This window comes from Curtobacterium sp. TC1 (assembly GCF_019844075.1).
Lineage (GTDB): Bacteria > Actinomycetota > Actinomycetes > Actinomycetales > Microbacteriaceae > Curtobacterium.
Genome location: NZ_CP081964.1, coordinates 337,213 through 354,674, shown reverse-complemented (window position 1 = coordinate 354,674; position 17,462 = coordinate 337,213). Strand labels below are relative to the sequence as shown.

At 72.2% G+C, this 17,462-nt stretch carries 19 protein-coding genes; 11 read left to right on the top strand and 8 right to left on the bottom strand.

From position 1 onward, the window contains the following. Position 1: 1 nt before the first annotated feature. From KZI27_RS02810 to KZI27_RS02795, 4 genes are all read right to left on the bottom strand, one after another. Positions 2-880 (bottom strand): SMP-30/gluconolactonase/LRE family protein, encoded by an 879-nt coding sequence (locus KZI27_RS02810; RefSeq protein ID WP_261784035.1) that lies wholly within the window; start codon positions 878-880, stop codon positions 2-4. A gap of 37 nt (positions 881-917) precedes the next feature. Then, a complete protein-coding gene (locus KZI27_RS02805; RefSeq protein WP_222659228.1) occupies positions 918-1,538 on the bottom strand; it encodes a DedA family protein in 621 nt (206 codons plus the stop codon). Between the two features lie 66 nt (positions 1,539-1,604). Further along, positions 1,605-2,264, bottom strand: a complete 660-nt coding sequence (locus tag KZI27_RS02800; protein WP_222659227.1) for a FadR/GntR family transcriptional regulator — start codon at positions 2,262-2,264, stop codon at positions 1,605-1,607. Then, entirely contained in the window at positions 2,261-2,983 is a 723-nt protein-coding gene (locus KZI27_RS02795; RefSeq protein ID WP_261784033.1) for an SDR family oxidoreductase, read from the bottom strand. The genes KZI27_RS02800 and KZI27_RS02795 overlap by 4 nt, the downstream gene beginning before the upstream one ends. A gap of 45 nt (positions 2,984-3,028) precedes the next feature. On the opposite strand from KZI27_RS02795, the gene KZI27_RS02790 reads away from it, so the two are divergent. Continuing rightward, positions 3,029-3,778: an SDR family NAD(P)-dependent oxidoreductase gene (locus KZI27_RS02790; RefSeq protein WP_222659226.1), complete on the top strand. Its 750-nt coding sequence runs from the start codon at positions 3,029-3,031 to the stop codon at positions 3,776-3,778. A 4-nt stretch (positions 3,779-3,782) separates the two neighbouring features. Here KZI27_RS02790 and KZI27_RS02785 read toward each other — a convergent pair whose 3' ends face one another. Beyond that, positions 3,783-4,190 carry a MarR family winged helix-turn-helix transcriptional regulator gene (locus tag KZI27_RS02785; RefSeq protein WP_261784259.1) on the bottom strand — a complete coding sequence of 136 codons (408 nt, stop codon included), beginning with the start codon at positions 4,188-4,190 and terminating at the stop codon, positions 3,783-3,785. A gap of 81 nt (positions 4,191-4,271) precedes the next feature. Here KZI27_RS02785 and KZI27_RS02780 point away from each other — a divergent pair, with 81 nt between their 5' ends. The 7 genes from KZI27_RS02780 to KZI27_RS02750 all read left to right on the top strand — a co-directional run bounded on the left by KZI27_RS02780 (position 4,272) and on the right by KZI27_RS02750 (position 11,608). Then, positions 4,272-5,216, top strand: a complete 945-nt coding sequence (locus tag KZI27_RS02780) for a zinc-binding alcohol dehydrogenase family protein (protein ID WP_222659224.1) — start codon at positions 4,272-4,274, stop codon at positions 5,214-5,216. A 109-nt stretch (positions 5,217-5,325) separates the two neighbouring features. Then, on the top strand, positions 5,326-8,238 hold the full coding sequence (locus KZI27_RS02775; protein ID WP_222659223.1) for a Na+/H+ antiporter subunit A: 2,913 nt from the start codon (positions 5,326-5,328) through the stop codon (positions 8,236-8,238). Beyond that, positions 8,235-8,645 (top strand): Na(+)/H(+) antiporter subunit C, encoded by a 411-nt coding sequence (locus KZI27_RS02770; RefSeq protein WP_123310844.1) that lies wholly within the window; start codon positions 8,235-8,237, stop codon positions 8,643-8,645. The genes KZI27_RS02775 and KZI27_RS02770 overlap by 4 nt, the downstream gene beginning before the upstream one ends. Continuing rightward, positions 8,642-10,333, top strand: coding sequence for a Na+/H+ antiporter subunit D (locus KZI27_RS02765; protein ID WP_123310846.1), 1,692 nt, complete (start codon positions 8,642-8,644; stop codon positions 10,331-10,333). The genes KZI27_RS02770 and KZI27_RS02765 overlap by 4 nt, the downstream gene beginning before the upstream one ends. Beyond that, the gene (locus KZI27_RS02760; protein WP_123310848.1) at positions 10,330-10,914 is read left to right on the top strand and encodes a Na+/H+ antiporter subunit E; all 585 of its coding nucleotides are present in this window, start codon (positions 10,330-10,332) and stop codon (positions 10,912-10,914) included. The genes KZI27_RS02765 and KZI27_RS02760 overlap by 4 nt, the downstream gene beginning before the upstream one ends. Next, positions 10,911-11,255: a sodium:proton antiporter gene (locus tag KZI27_RS02755; RefSeq protein WP_222659222.1), complete on the top strand. Its 345-nt coding sequence runs from the start codon at positions 10,911-10,913 to the stop codon at positions 11,253-11,255. Before KZI27_RS02760 ends, KZI27_RS02755 begins: the two co-directional genes overlap by 4 nt. After that, positions 11,252-11,608 carry a cation:proton antiporter gene (locus tag KZI27_RS02750; RefSeq protein WP_123310850.1) on the top strand — a complete coding sequence of 119 codons (357 nt, stop codon included), beginning with the start codon at positions 11,252-11,254 and terminating at the stop codon, positions 11,606-11,608. Before KZI27_RS02755 ends, KZI27_RS02750 begins: the two co-directional genes overlap by 4 nt. A 3-nt stretch (positions 11,609-11,611) precedes the next feature. Here KZI27_RS02750 and KZI27_RS02745 read toward each other — a convergent pair whose 3' ends face one another. Continuing rightward, positions 11,612-12,877: an MFS transporter gene (locus KZI27_RS02745; protein ID WP_222659221.1), complete on the bottom strand. Its 1,266-nt coding sequence runs from the start codon at positions 12,875-12,877 to the stop codon at positions 11,612-11,614. A gap of 206 nt (positions 12,878-13,083) precedes the next feature. Between KZI27_RS02745 and KZI27_RS02740 the strand changes: the two genes are divergently transcribed. Continuing rightward, a complete protein-coding gene (locus tag KZI27_RS02740; protein ID WP_222659220.1) occupies positions 13,084-14,130 on the top strand; it encodes an aldo/keto reductase in 1,047 nt (348 codons plus the stop codon). A gap of 9 nt (positions 14,131-14,139) precedes the next feature. Here the strand turns inward: KZI27_RS02740 and mgrA are convergent, their stop codons facing one another. Continuing rightward, positions 14,140-15,183 (bottom strand): L-glyceraldehyde 3-phosphate reductase, encoded by a 1,044-nt coding sequence (mgrA, locus tag KZI27_RS02735; RefSeq protein ID WP_222659219.1) that lies wholly within the window; start codon positions 15,181-15,183, stop codon positions 14,140-14,142. Positions 15,184-15,377: 194 nt separating this feature from the next. Here mgrA and KZI27_RS02730 point away from each other — a divergent pair, with 194 nt between their 5' ends. Then, positions 15,378-16,424: a YdcF family protein gene (locus KZI27_RS02730; protein WP_222659218.1), complete on the top strand. Its 1,047-nt coding sequence runs from the start codon at positions 15,378-15,380 to the stop codon at positions 16,422-16,424. A gap of 81 nt (positions 16,425-16,505) precedes the next feature. Further along, positions 16,506-16,988 (top strand): redox-sensitive transcriptional activator SoxR, encoded by a 483-nt coding sequence (gene soxR, locus KZI27_RS02725; RefSeq protein ID WP_222659217.1) that lies wholly within the window; start codon positions 16,506-16,508, stop codon positions 16,986-16,988. Here soxR and KZI27_RS02720 read toward each other — a convergent pair. Continuing rightward, entirely contained in the window at positions 16,985-17,422 is a 438-nt protein-coding gene (locus KZI27_RS02720) for a MarR family winged helix-turn-helix transcriptional regulator (protein ID WP_260232947.1), read from the bottom strand. The genes soxR and KZI27_RS02720 overlap by 4 nt on opposite strands. Between the last annotated feature and the right edge of the window lie 40 nt (positions 17,423-17,462).

The window sequence follows — 17,462 nt, the reverse complement described above, 5'->3', positions numbered from 1 at the left end:
GTCAGGATACGGCAGCGTCCCGCGTCGTCGTGGCGATCCGGTACACCGAGGTCGTCGCGGTGAGGAACAGCGTGGTGCCGTCGTCACCGCCGAAGCACAGGTTCGACGTGACCTCCGGGACGGCCACCTCGCCGATCCGATCGCCGGACGGGTCGATCACCACGACACCCCGGTGCGACGACGACCACACGTTGCCGTGCACGTCCACCCGGATCCCGTCCGGTACCCCCTCGCCCGGCGCGAGTCGCGCGAACACCCGGCCGTTCTTGAGCAGGTCGCCGCTGTCACCGCGGCGGTCGTAGGCCCGGATGACCGGTTCGTCCGCCGACGAGCTCGCGATGTAGAGGACCTGCTCGGACGGGTCGAACGCCAGGCCGTTCGGCTCGTCGACGTCGGTCGCCACGGGGCGCAGGTCCTCGCCGGACGGCCCGCAGCGGAACGTCCAGTGGTCGCCGTACTCGCGCGCACCGGGGTGCCCCTCGCGCGGCTGCGTGATGCCGTAGGCCGGGTCGGTGAACCACACACTGCCGTCGCGGGCGACGACGACGTCGTTCGGCGAGTTCAGCCGGCCGCCGTCCCAGGCGTCGACGATCGGCGTGACCGTGCCGTCGCGGTCCCGCTCCACCCGCCGGAGCCCGTGCGAGCACTGGACGACGCTGCCGTCGCGGTCGAGGGTCCGGCCGTTGGTGAACTCGACTCCGTCGGCGTACGAGGTCGTCTCGCCGGAGTCGGCGTGCCACTGCAGGATCCGGTCCCCGGGGATGTCCGACCACCGCAGGGTGCGGGTCGCCGGGATCCAGCAGGGGCCCTCCGCCCAGGTGCTGCCGGTGGCGATGCGCTCGAGCGCGTCAGGATTCGGTACGAGGTCGTCGAGCAGCACGGGCTCTCCTTCGAACGGTGTGCCCACCCTACGTTCGTCAGGCCGCGGCCGCCGCCTCGTTGCGACGTCGCACGGCTTTCTCGATCGCGGAGATCGCGAGGCCGAGCAGGATCGACGCCACGACCGCGAGGGTCGTGACGAGGAAGGGCTGCTCGCGGCTCCAGCGCCCGGTGGCCGAGGCGATGCCGACGCAGTACGCGGCCCACACGACGTCGGCGATCACGCAGCTGGCCAGGAACCGCCGGAGGTCGAGCCCGCTGTCCGCGCCGACCAGGTTCGTCGTCAGCCGGCCCATCGGGATGAAGCGTCCGAGCACCGCGATGCGTCCGGGAGCGGCACGGTAGCGGCCGTCGATGGCGTCCCGGGCCGCACGGACCTTCGGACGCGCGAACCACGACCGCGAGCCGAGGTCGACCGAGCGCGCCAGGTGGTACAGCCCGAGGTCGCCGAGGACCATGCCGATGGAGGCTGCGACGACGAGGAAGAGGACCGACAGGAGGCCGCCGTCACCGCCCACCAGGAGCGTGCCGATCGCGACGACGAGTGCCTGGCTGGGCAGGAAGACCGCGACACTGCCCACGGCGAGCACGAGGCCGACCACGAAGAACGCCCACGGGGTACCGACGAGCTGGACCACCAGGTCCTGTGCTGCGTCCACGACTCACCCTCCACGGGCACCGGAGGGGCGCGCCGGGTCCATCCTCGCAGGTCCGGGGCGCTCCGTTCACGTGCGGTCGACGATCGCCCGCATCGTCGAGGCCGCATCGTCCGGGCGACCGTCGAGGACGGCATCGGCGAGTGCGAGGTGGAGGCCGACGTCGTGACGGTCCGGGCGGACGCTCCCGCGTTCGCGCAGCACCTGGCCGACGACCTGGTGCAGTCGTCGGTACAGCGCGTTGCCGGACAGGTCGAGCACGAGCGCGTGGAACCGCACGTCCGCGATCACGAACCCGAGGCGGTCGTCGCGGGTCGCGGCGGCGGCGAGTTCGTCCGCGGTGGTGCGGAGGGCCTCCCGTCGGTCTGCGCACTCGTCGAGCGCTGCCCGCTGGGCCGCTGCGGCAGCGGCGACGGGTTCGACCGCCGCACGCAGCTCGCGGAGCTCGACCGCCACGCGGTCACCGTCGGGACCCTGCAGTCGCCACCGCACCACCCGCGGGTCCAGGACGTCCCACTCCTGCACGCCGAGGACGGTCACGCCCACCCGGCGCCGCGCGGTGAGCAGGCCGAGGGCGACGAGGACGCGGACGGCCTCGCGGACGATGCTGCGACTGGCGTCCGTCCAGGCCACCAGGTCGTCGACGCTCCGGCGGCTGCCCACGGCGACCTCACCGGAGACGACGGCGGCCCCGACCTGGTCGAGGACCCGTTCGAAGGTGCTCGTCACCGCTGCGAGACCGGCGACAGCACGAGCTCGTCGATGCGCACGTGCGCCGGCGCCCCGAGCACGAAGGCGACCGTGCGCCCGACGTCCTCCGGCTGGAGCATGCGCTGCCGGGCGGCCGCGTCGGGGACCTCCGGCCGCTGGTCGAGGAAGTCGGTCGCGACGTCGCCCGGACACAGGTGCGTGGCACGCACGCCGTGCTCGGCCTCCTGCTGGTTGAGCGTCCGGACGACCGACGCGAGCGCGGACTTGCTCGCGGAGTACGCGACACCCGCCCCCGGCTGGAAGGACCACCCGGCGTACGACGACACCACCACGATCACGCCGCCGGCCGCGCGGAGCGCCGGCAGCGCGGCGTCCACCAGCGTGACGACGGCGGTGAGGTTCGTGTCCACGATCGCGCGGAAGTCGTTCAGCGACTGGTCGGCCCACCGGCGTCGTGGGGCGTTGAGCCCGGCCGCCAGCACGAGCCCGTCGAGTCGGCCGTGCCGTTCGAGCACGGTGTCCCGCGCGGCTGCCACCGCGTCGGGGTCGTTCGCGTCGAGGGGCAGGACCTCCGCGGTGCCACCGGTGTCCCGGATGGCACCTGCGACCTGCTCGAGCCGGTCGACACGACGCCCACTGAGCACCACGGACCAGCCGTCACGTGCCGCTGCCTCGGCACTCGCGGCCCCCATGCCGCTGCCCCCACCCGTGACCCAGAGCACACGCTGATCCGTCATGCTCGAATAGTATGCCTATTGAAGGCACCGACGACAGGAGCAACGATGCACCTCGACCTGACCGACCGCGTGGTGGTCGTGACCGGAGCAGCACGCGGGATCGGGCGGACGCTCGCCGACCGGTTCGTCGCGGAGGGCTGCCGCGTCGTCGCCCTCGACCTGGGCTTCGAGCCCGACTTCCCGCTCGACCACGTCGTGTGCAACGTCGCCGACCCGGCGTCCGTCCGCGCCGCCGTCGACGAGGTCGTCGCGCGCCACGGCACCATCGACGTGCTCGTGAACAACGCCGGCATCAACGTCGAGGGCACCGTCGCCGAGCTGCAGTGGGATGCCTGGCGCCGCTGCATGGACGTCAACCTCGGCGGCACCTTCCTGATGAGTCAGGCCGTCGCGCCGGTGATGCAGGCCGCGGGACGGGGTCGGATCGTCAACGCCGCCTCGTTCGCCGCGATCGTGCCGAGTGTCGGCAGTGCGGCCTACGCGGCGTCCAAGGCGGCGGTCGTCTCGTTCACCCGGGTACTCGCATCGGAGCTCGGTCCATGGGGCATCACGGTCAACGCGTACGCGCCGGGCATGGTCCCGACCGCGATGAACGGGTTCGCCACCATCCCGACCGAGGCGCAGGACCGCCTGCTCGACACGCTGTCGCTGCGCCGGTGGGAGACCGCCGACGACGTCGCCGACCTGCTCGTGTTCGTGGCGAGCGACGCCTCGGCGTACATCACCGGCACCCTGCTCGACGTCTCCGGCGGCAAGCTCGCGACGCAGATCCCGTCGCGCGCGCACGGCCGCTGAGGGTTCAGCGCAGCATCCGCTCCAGGAGCCCGCGCAGCTGCCGCCGATCCCGCTCCGGCAACCGAGCGGTGAGCGGCAACAGGGCATCGCGGATCGCGCCCTCGAGCGAACGCGCCACCTCGAGGCCGGCGTCGGTGATCACGACGTCCACCGCGCGGGCGTCGTCCGCGTTCGGCTGCCGAGCGAGCAAGCCCTTCTTCTCCGCGCGCGCCACCAGCCCGGTCATCGTCGACTTCTCGAGCCCCAGGTACTGCGCCAGGTCACCGATCCGCAGACGACGGTCGCGCAGGATAGCGAGGACCCGCAGCTGCGTCAGCGACAACCCCGCATCGGCCGCGAGCCCCGTCAGCGGGCCCATGGTCCGGAACGCGGACTCGCCCAGGGCATCGACGAGCTGCTCGTCCTCGGTCATCTCCTGCACGGTTCCAGCCTAGTTGACGAACTTCGTGATGCGAACTACTTTGTTCGTAACACGAAGCAAATGGAGGACACCATGCACGCAGCAGTCGTCACCGGGTTCGGTCAGACTCCGACCTGGCAGGAGTTCGACGAACCGACCCCCGGAGCCGGCGAGGTCGTGGTCGACGTCGTCGCCGCCGGCCTGCACCCGCGGGTCCGGTCGCAGGCCGACGGTTCGCACTACACGAGCGAGGGTGCGCTCCCCCTGGTCCCCGGCGTCGACGGGGTCGCCCGGTTCCCCGACGGCACGCTCCGGTACGTCGCCGTCGCGAGCGACACCCGCGGCACCATGGCCGAGCGCGTCGCGGTCGACCCACGATCGAGCGTCATCCTGCCCGACGGCGCCGACCCCGTCACCGTCGCCGCGGGCGTCAACCCGGTGCTGTCGTCGTGGGTGGCCCTGCGCCGGCGGATCGACCTCGCCCCGGGCAGCCGCGTCCTCGTGCTCGGCGCGACCGGGGCCTCGGGCACCGCGGCGGTGCAGGTGGCGAAGCACCTCGGTGCCGCGCACGTCGTCGCGAGCGGTCGCAACCCGGAGCGGTTGGCCGGCCTCACCGCGCTCGGTGCCGACGTCGTGCTGCCACTGGGCGACGTGGATGCCCTCGGCGCAGCGGCGGCGGACGTCGACGTGGTCATCGACTACGTCTGGGGCCAGCCCGCGGTGGACGTGATGCGCGCCGTCGTCACCGCCCGCACCGACCCGGGCCGCCGACTCGACTGGATCGCGATCGGTTCCACCGCGGGCCACGAGGCGACGATCCCGTCCGCCGCGCTGCGCTCCTCCGGCCTGACGCTCGTCGGCAGCGGCCAGGGTTCGGTCGGTCGCGCCGGGTTCGTCGCCGAGCTCCCGGGCATCGTCGGCGCGATCGTGGACGGGACCATCCGGGTCGACGCGACGGCCGTGGCGCTGTCGGACGTCGGGGCGACGTGGGCCGGACAGCCCGCCGGGAGCACGGGCAGAGTGGTGTTCACAGTGTGAACCGAGCGCAGGCAGCCTGTCCGGTCGCACAGGTTCTCCACATGCCGCTCTTCGTAGGCTGTGAGGGCCCAGTGAGCCGGACTGCAGCCCGACCCCGAGGAGGTGCCCGATGGTCCTCGTCCTCGTCGCGTTCGCGATCGTCGCCCTGATCGTCCCCGCCCTGACCCCCGTCCTCGGCCGCCGCGTGTTCTACGTCGCGGCCCTCGCACCCGCAGCCGCCGCCGTGCTGACGGTGCTGCAGACGGATGCGGCCCTGCACGGCAGCGTCGTCGAACGGCACCGGTGGGTCCCGCAGCTCGACCTCGAGATCACACTGCGGATGGACGCCCTGTCGTGGGTGCTCGCACTCGTGGTGTCGATCGTCGGGGCGCTCGTGCTCGTGTACTGCGCCGCGTACTTCGGGCGGGACGAACCGGGGATCGGCCGGTTCGCGGGCGTGCTGACCGCGTTCGCCGGATCGATGTTCGGCCTCGTCCTCGCCGACGACGTCATCGTGCTCTTCGTCCTGTGGGAAGCCACCACGGTCTTCTCGTACCTGCTCATCGGACACGACGCCGACAAACGCGCGAGCCGTGCCGCCGCGATGCAGGCACTCGTCGTCACCACCGCCGGCGGCCTGGCGATGCTCGCCGGCCTGGTGGTGCTGTCGGTCACGGCGGGCACGACCTCGCTCTCCGGAATCATCGCCGCCCCGCCGACCGGTCCGATCGTCACCGTCTCCGTGGTCCTGGTCCTGCTCGGTGCGCTCACGAAGTCGGCCATCGTGCCGTTCCACTTCTGGCTCCCGGCCGCGATGGCCGCGCCGACCCCGGTCAGCGCGTACCTGCACGCCGCGGCGATGGTGAAGGCGGGCATCTACCTGGTGGCCCGGCTCGCCCCTGTCTTCGCACTGCTCGACGGCTGGCGCGAGACCATCACCGTGCTCGGTGTCCTCGGCATGCTCATCGGCGGTTACCGCGCGCTCCGCCAGACCGACCTCAAGCTCCTGCTCGCCTACGGCACCGTCGCGCAACTGGGGTTCCTCGTGCTCACAGCCGGGTGGGGCGCGCCCGCGGTGGCGCTCGGCGGGGTCGCCCTGCTCGTGGCGCACGCCGCGTTCAAGTCCACCCTCTTCCTGGTCGTCGGCGCGATCGACCACACCACCGGCACGCGCGACCTCGGACGCCTGAGCGGCCTCGGCCGGAAGGCACCGTGGCTCGCCGTCGTCGCCGCGCTCGCACTCGTGTCGATGGCCGGCATCCCGCCGACGATCGGCTTCGTCGCGAAGGAAGCCGTGCTGACCGGCTTCACCGAGTCCCTGCACGGCCCCGACGCCGGCTGGGCGTGGTTCGCCCTGGTCGGTGTGACGCTCGGCTCGGTGCTGACGGTGGCGTACTCGCTCCGCTTCTTCTGGGGCGCGTTCGCCCGCAAGCCCGACATCGCCCAGACCGAACCGCACGCCCTGCACGGCCTGGGCGTGGTGCCGTCGATCCTGGCCCTGACCGGTCTCGCCCTCGGCCTGCTGACGCCGGTCGTCGCGCACGGCCTCGAGCCCGCGGCGACGGTGTCCTCGCTCGCCGGCGAGGAAGTCCCCCACCTCGCGCTCTGGCACGGCCTCGAACCCGCACTCGGCATCTCGGCCGTCACCCTGGTCGGCGGTCTCGCGCTGTTCGCCCTGCGACGACCGGTCGAAGCACTGCAGCACCGGCTCGCCGGGTTCCCGAGCGCCTCCGGCACGTACCGGCACCTCATGCGGGGCCTCGACCGCTTCGCGACGGGCTTGACCGCCGGAGTCCAGCGCGGTTCGCTCCCCTACTACCTGACGGTGATCCTGTCGGTGTTCGTCGCGGGAGCGTTGGCGAACCTCGTGCTCGGCGGGCCGTGGGAGTTCCACGTCCGGTTCTCCGACTCGTGGGGCCAGATCCCGGTCGTCATCGTGATGTCCGTCGGCGCCATCGCCGTCCTCACCGCGAAGACCCGCTTCGCCGCCGCCGTCCTGGTGGGCGTGACCGGCTACGGCATGTCCGTCCTGTTCGTCCTGCACGGCGCCGTCGACCTCGCGCTCACCCAGCTCGTGGTCGAGACCGTCACCCTCATCGCGTTCGTCCTGGTGCTGCGGCGGCTCCCCCCGCGCATCGCGACGACGAACCCGAGCCGGTTCCGCATCGTCCGTGCACTCTTCGCGGGTCTCGCCGGCCTGACCCTGGCGATCGTCGTCATCGTCGCCGCGTCCGCACGCACCGCCGACCCGATCTGGCCGGACCTGCCGGCGCTCACGAGCTCGTTCGGGCACGGCCTCAACGTCGTCAACGTCGCCCTCGTCGACCTGCGCGGGTGGGACACCCTCGGGGAGCTCACCGTCGTCGTCGCCGCGGCGACGGGCGTCGCGAGCCTCATCTTCGTGAACTCCCGCGAGGACACGCTGCCGCGCCTCCGTGACCTGCCGGAGAAGCTCACCGCCGACGGCCAGCGCACCGACGGCGAACCGCGCGCCTGGCTGCCGACGAGCGCCGCGATCCCGACCGGCCGCTCGGCACTCCTCGACGTGGTCGTCCGGCTGCTGTTCCACGGGCTCATCGTCCTGTCGGTGTACCTGCTGTTCGCCGGGCACAACGCGGCCGGCGGCGGCTTCGCCGGTGGCCTCGTCGCCGGCATCGCCCTGGCGGCCCGCTACCTGGCCGGCGGCCCCGCCGAGCTCGGAGCCGCAGCACCGGTCCGCGCCGGTCGACTGCTCGGGCTCGGCGTCGCGACGGCGGCGATCACCGCGATCGTGCCGCTGTTCTTCGGTCGTGAGGCGCTGTACTCCGAGTTCTTCGAGGCGACCGTCCCGATCCTCGGCCACGTCGAGTTCGTCACCGCCACGTTCTTCGACATCGGCGTGTACCTGGTCGTCGTCGGCCTGGTGCTCGACGTCCTCCGCAGCCTCGGCGCCGAGGTCGACCGGCAACGCCTCGAGGACGCCTCGACGCCCACGCGCGACACCACCGAGGGGTCCGTCCACGACACCCTCGAGGCACCCACCCCGGAAGGGAGCGCCACATGACCGTCACCCTCGTCCTCGTGATCGCGATGGCCGTGCTGTTCTCCTGCGGCGTCTACCTGCTGCTCGAACGGTCCCTGACCCGGATGCTGCTCGGCTTCCTGCTGCTCGGCAACGCCCTGAACCTGCTCCTGCTGGTGATGTCCGGAGCGGCCGGCAACCCACCGATCGGCAAGTCCGCCGAGGGCATCACCGACCCGCTCCCCCAGGCCTTCGCCCTGACCGCGATCGTGATCACCTTCGCCGTCAGCGCGTTCCTGCTCGCCCTCATCCACCGCTCATGGCAGCTGTCCCGCGCCGACGAGGTCGAGGTCGACGAAGCGGACGCCGCCATCGGGCGCGATCGCGACGAACCCGCCGACGAAGACCCGGAGACCACCACCGACGCAGAACAGGAGGCGACCCGATGACCTGGCTCGTCCCGCTCCTCGTCCTCGTCCCGCTGCTCGGCGCAGCCGTCGCACTGGGCCTGCTGCGTCACCAGAAGCTCCAGCGGGCGATCACAGTCGTGGTGCTCGTCGTCGCCCTGGCCGTCGCCGCGACCCTCATGGTGCTCGTCGACCACCACGGCACCATCGTCGTGCAGGTCGGCGGCTGGGACGCCCCGTACGGCATCTCACTCGTGGTCGACCGCCTGAGCGCCCTGCTCCTCACGGTGAGCGCGAGCGTGCTGCTCATCGTCCTGCTGTTCTCGATCGGTCAGGGGCTCGCGGCCGACGACGGCGAGGCACCGGTCACGATCTTCTACCCGACCTACCTGGTCCTCGCCGCCGGTGTGCTGGACTCGTTCATCGCCGGTGACCTGTTCAACCTGTACGTCGCGTTCGAGATGCTCCTCGTGGCGAGCTACGTGCTCATCACCCTCGGCGGCAGTGAACAGCGCGTCCGGGCCGGCACCACGTACATCGTGACCAGCCTGATCGCGTCGGCGATCTTCCTCGCCGCGATCGGCCTGGTCTACGGCGCGACCGGCACCGTCAACATCGCCCAGATCAGCGAGCGCGTCGCCGAGCTGCCCGAGCACGTGCAGCTGCTCCTGCACACGATGCTGCTCATCGGGTTCGGCATCAAGGCGGCGGTCTTCCCGTTGGCGTTCTGGCTGCCGGACTCGTACCCGACCGCTCCCGCCCCGGTCACGGCCGTCTTCGCCGGCCTGCTGACGAAGGTCGGCATCTACGCGATCATCCGCCTCGAGACGGTGATCTTCCCCGGGCCGCAGTTGAACACCGTGCTGCTCGTGGTGGCGGTGCTGACGATGGTGGTCGGGGTGCTCGGCGCGGTGTCCCAGACCGACGTGAAACGGCTGCTGTCCTTCACGCTCATCAGCCACATCGGCTTCATGGTGATGGGCGTCGGACTCGGCACGGTCACGGGGACGGCGGCCGCGGTGTTCTACACGGTCCACCACATCGTCGTGCAGACCACGTTGTTCCTGGTGTCGGGCCTGATGGAACGCGTCGGCGGGACCACGTCGACCCGGTCGCTCGGCGGCCTGCTGAAGGCTGCTCCGCTGCTGGCGGCGCTGTACCTGGTCCCCGCGTTCAACCTGGGCGGCATCCCACCGTTCTCGGGCTTCATCGGCAAGCTCGGGCTGTTCCGCGCCGCCGCCGAGGACGGCTCCCCGATGGCGTACGTCACGATCGCCGCCGGTGTGGTCACGTCGCTCCTGACGCTCTACGCGCTGATGCGCGTGTGGGACGCCGCCTTCTGGCGACCGAAGCCCGCGGCCGAGGCCGCGGCGCCGCACGCGACGACCGCCGAGCCGCACGCCCACCTGCGGTCGCCGGAACCCGCCCCCCTGACGGTCTCCGAGGAGACGGGTGAGGCCTTCCACCCGGGAGGCTCGGTGACGGTCACCGACGCACCCCACGCGAGCAGTGCCTCCCGTCCGACCACCGGGTCGACCGCCACGGTCGGCGAGGCGCCGACGAAGGTCCGGTTGCCGCGCATGCTCGTCGGTGTGACGACGGTCGCGGTCCTCGGATCCGTCGCCCTGACCGTCGTCGCCGGCCCGCTCTACGGCTACGCGACCCGCGCAGCGGAGTCGCTCGAGTCACCGGACCGGTACGTGCAGGCAGTCCTCGGGGGTGACCGGTGAACACCGACACCCGACACGTCGCGAACGCCCGCCGCATCGCGGTGGCGTGGCGGTACGACGTCCCGCTCGTCGCAGGCCTGACCGTCCTGTGGGCGCTGCTCTGGGGCTCGTGGACTCCGCTGACGCTGCTGTGCGGCATCGTGGTCGCACTCCTGGTCACCCAGGCGCTGCCGCTCCCGCCCGTCCCGTTGTCGGCGCGGTTCTCGATCGTGCACGCGGTCCGGTTCCTGGTGGTGTGGTCCGGCCTCGTCGTCGTGGCGTCCTTCCGGGTCGCCTGGGTCGCGTTCCGGCCGCGGGGCGTCCGCCGCAGCTCGATCACGCTCGTCCAGCTGCACTCCACCGCCGAGATGACCTTCACGCTGGCGACGCTCGCGATCTCGCTGGTGCCCGGCTCGTACGTCGCCGACGTCGACCTCCGGCGCCGGCGCCTGCTGCTGCACGTGCTCGACACCGAGCGGGTCGAACAGGTCGAGGCGGCCCGACGCGAGGCCGTCGGCATCGAGGCGATGGTCATCCGCGCCCTGGGGTCGAAGCAGGACGTCGCCGAACTGTCCGAACCGCTGCCGGAGGTCACCCGATGAGCGCCGCCGTCGTCGTCATGGGGATCGGCATCGCCCTCGTCCTGGCGTTGCTCGGCGCCACCCTGGCACTCGCGGTGTTCCGGATCGTGCGCGGCCCGACGATCCTCGACCGGATGATCGGATCGGACATGGTCCTGACGACCGTGCTCGTCGTGATCGCCGCGTCGATGGTGGTCCGGCGCGACCTGACCGGGATCCCCGTGCTCGTGGTCATCGCCGCGACGAGCGTGTTCGCCACCATCGCGGTGGCCCGAGCGGTCACCCCGTCGTCGGACCCGTCGGACGAGGGGCTCACCGCCACCACCCCCGAGCACGCCGTCGAAGAAGAGGAGCAGTCGTGACCGAGATCATCCAGGCGTTCCTCGACGGTGCCGGCGTGCGGGCGTGGATCGCACTCGCCCTGCTGCTGGTCGGCTCGGTGCTGTCCCTCGGCGCGGGGGTCGGCATCGTCCGGTTCCCGGACCCGCTCGTCCGCCTGCACGCCATGGCGAAGCCGCAGGTGCTCGGGCTCGCGTTCGGGCTGGCCGCGATCGTGGTCGCGGTGGGGACCTGGACGGCGTTCTGGGTCGTCCTGCCCATCATGGTGTTCCAGCTGTTCCTGGTGCCCGTCTCGACGCACATGATCGCCCGCGCCGGGCTGCGGGCGGACGACTACCGGCACGAGGACCTGCTGGTCGACGACACCGAGTCCTGACGGTCAGGCGGCCGTCCGGCGACGCAGCAGCAGGTTGACGACGGCCGCCAGCACGACGACCGCTGCCGAGGCCGCGGGGAGCACCATCGCGACGGGCGTGCCGTGCTGCTCCGCCAGGTCGCCCGTGACGGCGGAGGCGATCGACTGCCCGACGATCACGGCGGACCCCAGGATCGTCATCGTGGTCGCGGAGCGGCCGACCGGTGAGCGGTCCGAACCGAGGCTGTACTGGGCGACCAGGGTCGGGCCGATCCCGACGCCCATGACCGCCAGGACGATGCCGACCGCCACGACGGAGTCCGCCTGCGAGAACGCGATCGCGCCGCCGAGCAGGACGACCCCGAACACGAGCCAGCGCCAGCCGAGGCCGAACGACCGTGGGAACGCGGCGGACCCGAGGGCGAGCCCTGCCGAACCGATGCCCATCAGGCCGTAGAGCAGGCCCGCCTGGGACGCCTCGCCGTGGGTCTCCATGAACGCCGTCAGCGACGTCAGGGTCGAGCCGAAGAACAGACCGATGCCGAGGATCCCGACGACCACGACGACGAGCCGCGGGCGCAGGAGCTGACGGGCCGGAGCCTGGGCGACCTCCTCGTGCTGCCCGAGCACGAGCTTGCCGGTGGGGTGCAACGCGAACGCGGTCACGAACACGAACGTCAGCGCCGACGCACCGGCGACGGCCACCCAGGGGGCGATCGCGCTGGCGAGGATGCCCACCAGGAACGGTCCGATGATGAAGACGGTCTCGTCGGCGGCCGACTCGTACGCCATCGTGCCGCTGAGGGTCTTCTCGCGGCGGGCCGGCTGCATGCGCTGCGCGATGATCGCGACGAGCCGGGTGCGGGACATCGGCGCGACCTGGGGCGCGGACGCCCCGATGCAGAACGCCATCGCGAGCACGGCCAGGTCGGGAGCGCTGCCGCTGACGACGAAGGGGAACGCACCGAGCAGCGCAGCGTTGACGAGGCCGACGGGGACGAGCACGGCACGCTGGCCGAACCGGTCGGCGGCGGCGCCGACGAGCGGCCCGAAGACCGCGGCACCGATGCCGACCGAGGCGGAGTTGACGCCGCCGAGGGCGACGGAGTCACGCGCGGCGACGACGAGGGTGAGGACCCCGACGACCATCATCGCGAAGGGCAGACGGGCGATGAACGCCACGGGGAAGTACCAGCGTCCGGCGAGGGAGACGAGCGAGGCGTCGCCGGCGGTCGTGGTGTCCGTGCGGTCCGCGGTGGGCGCGGACGGGGTGGGACTGGTGTGGAGCATGGGGGTGTGCCTTCTCGGCCCGGCCCGGTTCGGTGGGGGCGGACCCATCGGGTGCCGCCGTTGTCCGCCGGGGAGCCGGCGGCCGGTAGATACACACTGCGTGTTTCAGAACTGCGCCCATCGTACCAATCGTTCCGGTCCGGGCCAGGGGTAATGCTTCGTCACCGGAGGGTCCCGCGTCCCGCCCGGCCCATATCGTGGCGCGCATGGAACAGCGACGCATGGGGCGCACGGGGGCGCCCGTCAGCTCGCTGACGCTCGGGACGCGTGCCGTCGCCGGCGTCGCGGCCCACGACCCGTCGGCCGGCGTCACCCTCGTGCTCGAGGCCCTCACCCGCGGCGTGACGTCGGTCGACGTCTCGGACGCCGACGGTGCGGGCCTGGCCGAGACCGCGGTGGGTGCGGCGATCGCGGGTCGGCGCGAGGACGTGTTCCTGTCGGTGCGCTTCGGCGCCCCCGTCGACCAGGACCCGGCGCACCGGGGCAACGGGCGGCGGTGGATGTTCCGTGCCGTGGAGCGGAGCCTGCAGCGGCTCGGCACCGACGTCATCGACCTGTACCAGCCGGCGCTGCCGGACCCGGCGACGTCGCTCGACGAGACGCTCGACGCCCTCGCCGACCTCGTGGCGCAGGGCAAGATCCGCGCCTTCGGCATCCCCGGCTTCCCCGCCGAGGAACTCGTCGAGGCGCAGTGGCTCCGGTCCGGGTCGAAGAGCGCCACCGCGACGCACGTGCCCTACTCGGTCCTCACCCGCACGGCGGAGCGCACGGTGTTCCCGATCGCCCGTCGCTTCGGCCTCGGGGTACTGGCGGGAGCACCCCTCGCCGGCGGCTGGCTCGCGGGGACCTACCGCGCCGGCACCGTCCAACCCCGCTCACCGCACGTCGACGAGCACCCGGACGCGTACGACATCGGCGCACCGCGGAACCGTCGGAAGCTCGAGGTCGCCGACCGGCTCGGACGCCTGGCCGACGACTCCGGCTTCACCGTGTCGGAGCTCGCGGTCGCCTTCGCCCTGACCCACCCCGACGTGTCCTCCGTGGTGATCGGACCGCGCACCGTCTCGCACGTGGACGCCTACGTGCAGGCGTCCGAGATCGTCCTCGACGACGGGCTGCTCGACGCGATCGACGCCATCGTCGCGCCGGGCACCCACGTGCTCGAGCGCGACACCGGGTTCGCGCTGCCGGCGCTCAGCCGCGAGCGACTGCGCGGCCGCACGCCGGTGGGCGCGGGGCCGGACCGCCGGTAGCCCCAGCGGTCAGGAGACCTCGCCGGCGCGCGCTCCCGCCCACAGGTCGACGTCGGTGATGCCGACCGAGTGTTCGTCGATGGTGCGGAGCTCCTCGTCGGTGAACGAGGTGTTCGACAGCGCCGCGACGTTGTCCTCGAGCTGCGACACCTTCGACGCCCCGATCACGAGCGAGGTCACCCGCTCGTCACGCAGCGCCCACGCCAGGGCGAGCTGCGCCAGGGACTGCCCGCGGGCCGAGGCCACGTCGTCCAGCGCCCGGAGGTGCCCGACGACCTCGGGGGTGATGCTCGACGCGTCGAGCGACTTGCCGGCGGCGGCGCGCGAGTCCGACGGGACCCCGTCCAGGTACTTGCCGGTGAGCAGGCCCTGCGCCAGGGCGGTGAACCCGATCACGCCGAAGCCGAGCTCGCCGGCGGCGTCGAGCAGGCCCTCGGTCTCGATCCAGCGGTTGAGCATCGAGTACGACGGCTGGTGGATGAGGAGCGGGGTGCCGAGGTCGCGCAGGATCGCAGCGGCCTGCCGGGTCCGGTCGGCGTCGTAGGACGAGATGCCGACGTAGAGCGCCTTCCCCTGCTGGACGGCGGTGTGCAGCGCCCCCATCGTCTCCTCGAGCGGGGTCGAGGCGTCGAGTCGGTGCGAGTAGAAGACGTCGACGTAGTCCAGGCCCGTGCGCTGCAGGGACTGGTCGAGCGAGGCGAGCACGTACTTGCGCGAGCCGCCGCCCTGCCCGTACGGCCCCGGCCACATGTCCCAGCCGGCCTTGGTCGACACGACCATCTCGTCGCGGTAGGGGCGGAAGTCCTCACGCATCAGGCGCCCGAAGTTCACCTCGGCGGCACCGTACGGCGGGCCGTAGTTGTTCGCGAGGTCGTGGTGCGTGATGCCGAGGTCGAAGGCCCGACGGCTGATCGCGCGCTGCGTCTCGAACGGCACGTCGTCGCCGAAGTTGTGCCAGTACCCCAGGGAGAGCAGCGGCAGGTCGAGGCCGGAGCGGCCGGTGCGGCGGTACGTCATGGAGTCGTAGCGGTCGTCGCTGGCGATGTAGGTCATGGTCCGAGCCTGCCACCAGCGCCGTCGGACGAGCGCAGCGAGCGTGATCGGGTGCATGATCGCCCCGCCGGTGCGATCACGCCGGAGTTCTCCGCGGCGGACGAAGCGACCGTCGCCGACCTGATCCGCCGGGCGGTCTCCTGACCATCGACCGGTACCGTGGAGCGCATGACCGCGCTCCGTTCGGCCGCCCGATGACCGCTGTGGGTGCGCCCGCCGTCTTCGCGCTGGTCTTCCTGCTGCTGTACGTCGTGAGCAGACGGCGGGACCCGCGGATGCTCCGCAACGGGGTGTTCCTGACGGCCGCCGCGTTCTTCGCGCTCGCCACGGCCGTGGCGGCCCTGACGCTCGTGGTGCCCGGGTTCAGCCTGGTCGTCGGCACCGTGCTGCTGCTCGTGCCGCTCGCGGTGGTCGTGCTCGGCGTGGCCCTCATCGCGAACGGGTTCCGGATGCTCCGCTCCGAGGGGCGCAGCCTCGGCAACACGCTCTCCCTGCTCGCCGGGGTGCTCGTCTTCGTGCTGCCCGCGGTGGCGATCGCACTGTTCGTGGCGGCGAGCGGCGAGGGGTTCACGCTCTGGGACGGCACCCGGATCGCGGTCGCCGTGCTGATGGTGTTCGTGTGCGGGTACTTCGCCGTGTCGCTCGTCGCGTTCGCCGTGTACTCCGTCGTGTACGGCCGGATGCGTCACGGCACCGTGCCGGACAAGATCGTCGTCCTCGGCTCCGGGCTGATCCGCGGTGAGGTGCCGCCCCTGCTGCGCAGCCGCCTCGACCGCGCACTCGTCGTGTACCGCGCCGAGCGCGCCGCCGGGCGTCGGCCGCTGCTCATCCCCTCCGGCGGGCAGGGCGACGACGAACCCCGCGCCGAGGGCACGGCGATGGCGGAGTACCTGCTGGCGAACGGCGCGGACCCCGACGACGTCCGTCCCGAGACCGAGTCCCGCAACACCCGCGAGAACCTGCGGCTCTCGCGGGCCGTGCAGGCCGAGGCCGGGCGGGACGGTCAGGTCGTCGTGGTCACGAACGACTACCACGTGCTCCGCGCCGCCACCCTGGCGCGGCGGCTCGACCTGCCGGCGCAGGTCGTCGGTGCACGCACGGCGCCGTACTACGTGCCGAGCGCGTTCCTGCGCGAGTTCGTCGCGGTGGTCGTCGAACACCGCTGGCTCAACGTGGTGGCGTGCACGCCGTTCGTCCTGTTCACCGCGTTCCTGCTCTGGGAGTCGTTCCAGCAGCGGTAGACCCGGCCGACGGGCGACGGGAGGCCCGTGGCGGGCCCGCCCCGCGCCTCCCGTCCGCCCGCCCGCCGTAGGATCTCGACCATGGTCGAGATCCAGCCGCCGCGTCCGACCGACCTGCTGCCGATCGGCGAGATCGTCCGCCGCACCGGGGTCGCCGCGTCGGCCCTGCACTTCTACGAGCGCAAGGGCCTGATCCGACCCGAGCGCACCGACGGTGGCACCCGGATGTACCCCCGCCACGTCGAACGCCGGATCGCGATCATCCAGGTGGCCAAGCGGCTCGGCATCCCGCTCAGCGAGGTCGCCGAGCAGTTCCGCACGCTGCCGGCCGACCGGATGCCGTCCCTGCGCGACTGGAACCGACTGAACGAACGGTGGCGTGCGCGACTTCGGGCCCGCCAACTCGAACTCGAGCGGCTGCAGCAGGAGATGACGCAGTGCATCGGGTGCGGCTGCGTCTCACTCGGTGCGTGCTCGGTCGTGAACCCGGGCGACACGCTCGGCGACGAGGGGCACGGGGCTCGTCGGCTGCTCCCGATCGAGGACGACGCGCCGCAGGACTAGACCCCGCGGAGTCCGTGGTCGATGCGGTCGAGCAGCGCGACCGCATCGGACACCCCGTCGTCGTCGCCGAGCGCGTCCCGGAGCTTGCCGGCCCAGTGCGCGCGGAGGCGTCCGATGCTCTCCCGCGCCAGGTCCGTCGAGTGCAGCTGCACGGTCCGCGCATCGTCCGGGTCGTGCCGGCGTTCGACCATCCCCTTCGACACGAGGGACCGCAGCGCGACGCTGAGGTTGCTGCGCTGGAGTGCGGTCGCCTCCGCCGTCGCGCTCGGCGAGGTGCCGGGGTTGCGGTCGACCCAGCGCATCACGAGCGCCTCGGTCCCGGTGAGCGGCACGATGTCGAGCGCCCCGGCACCGTGCGGGTCGATCTCCCGCGAGATCCGGAGCACGACGTCGGCGAGGTCGGCGAGGACGTGGTCGGACACGGCGGAGTGCATGTCCGTACTGTACCGAGGATCGGCAATGAGTTATGCTTTC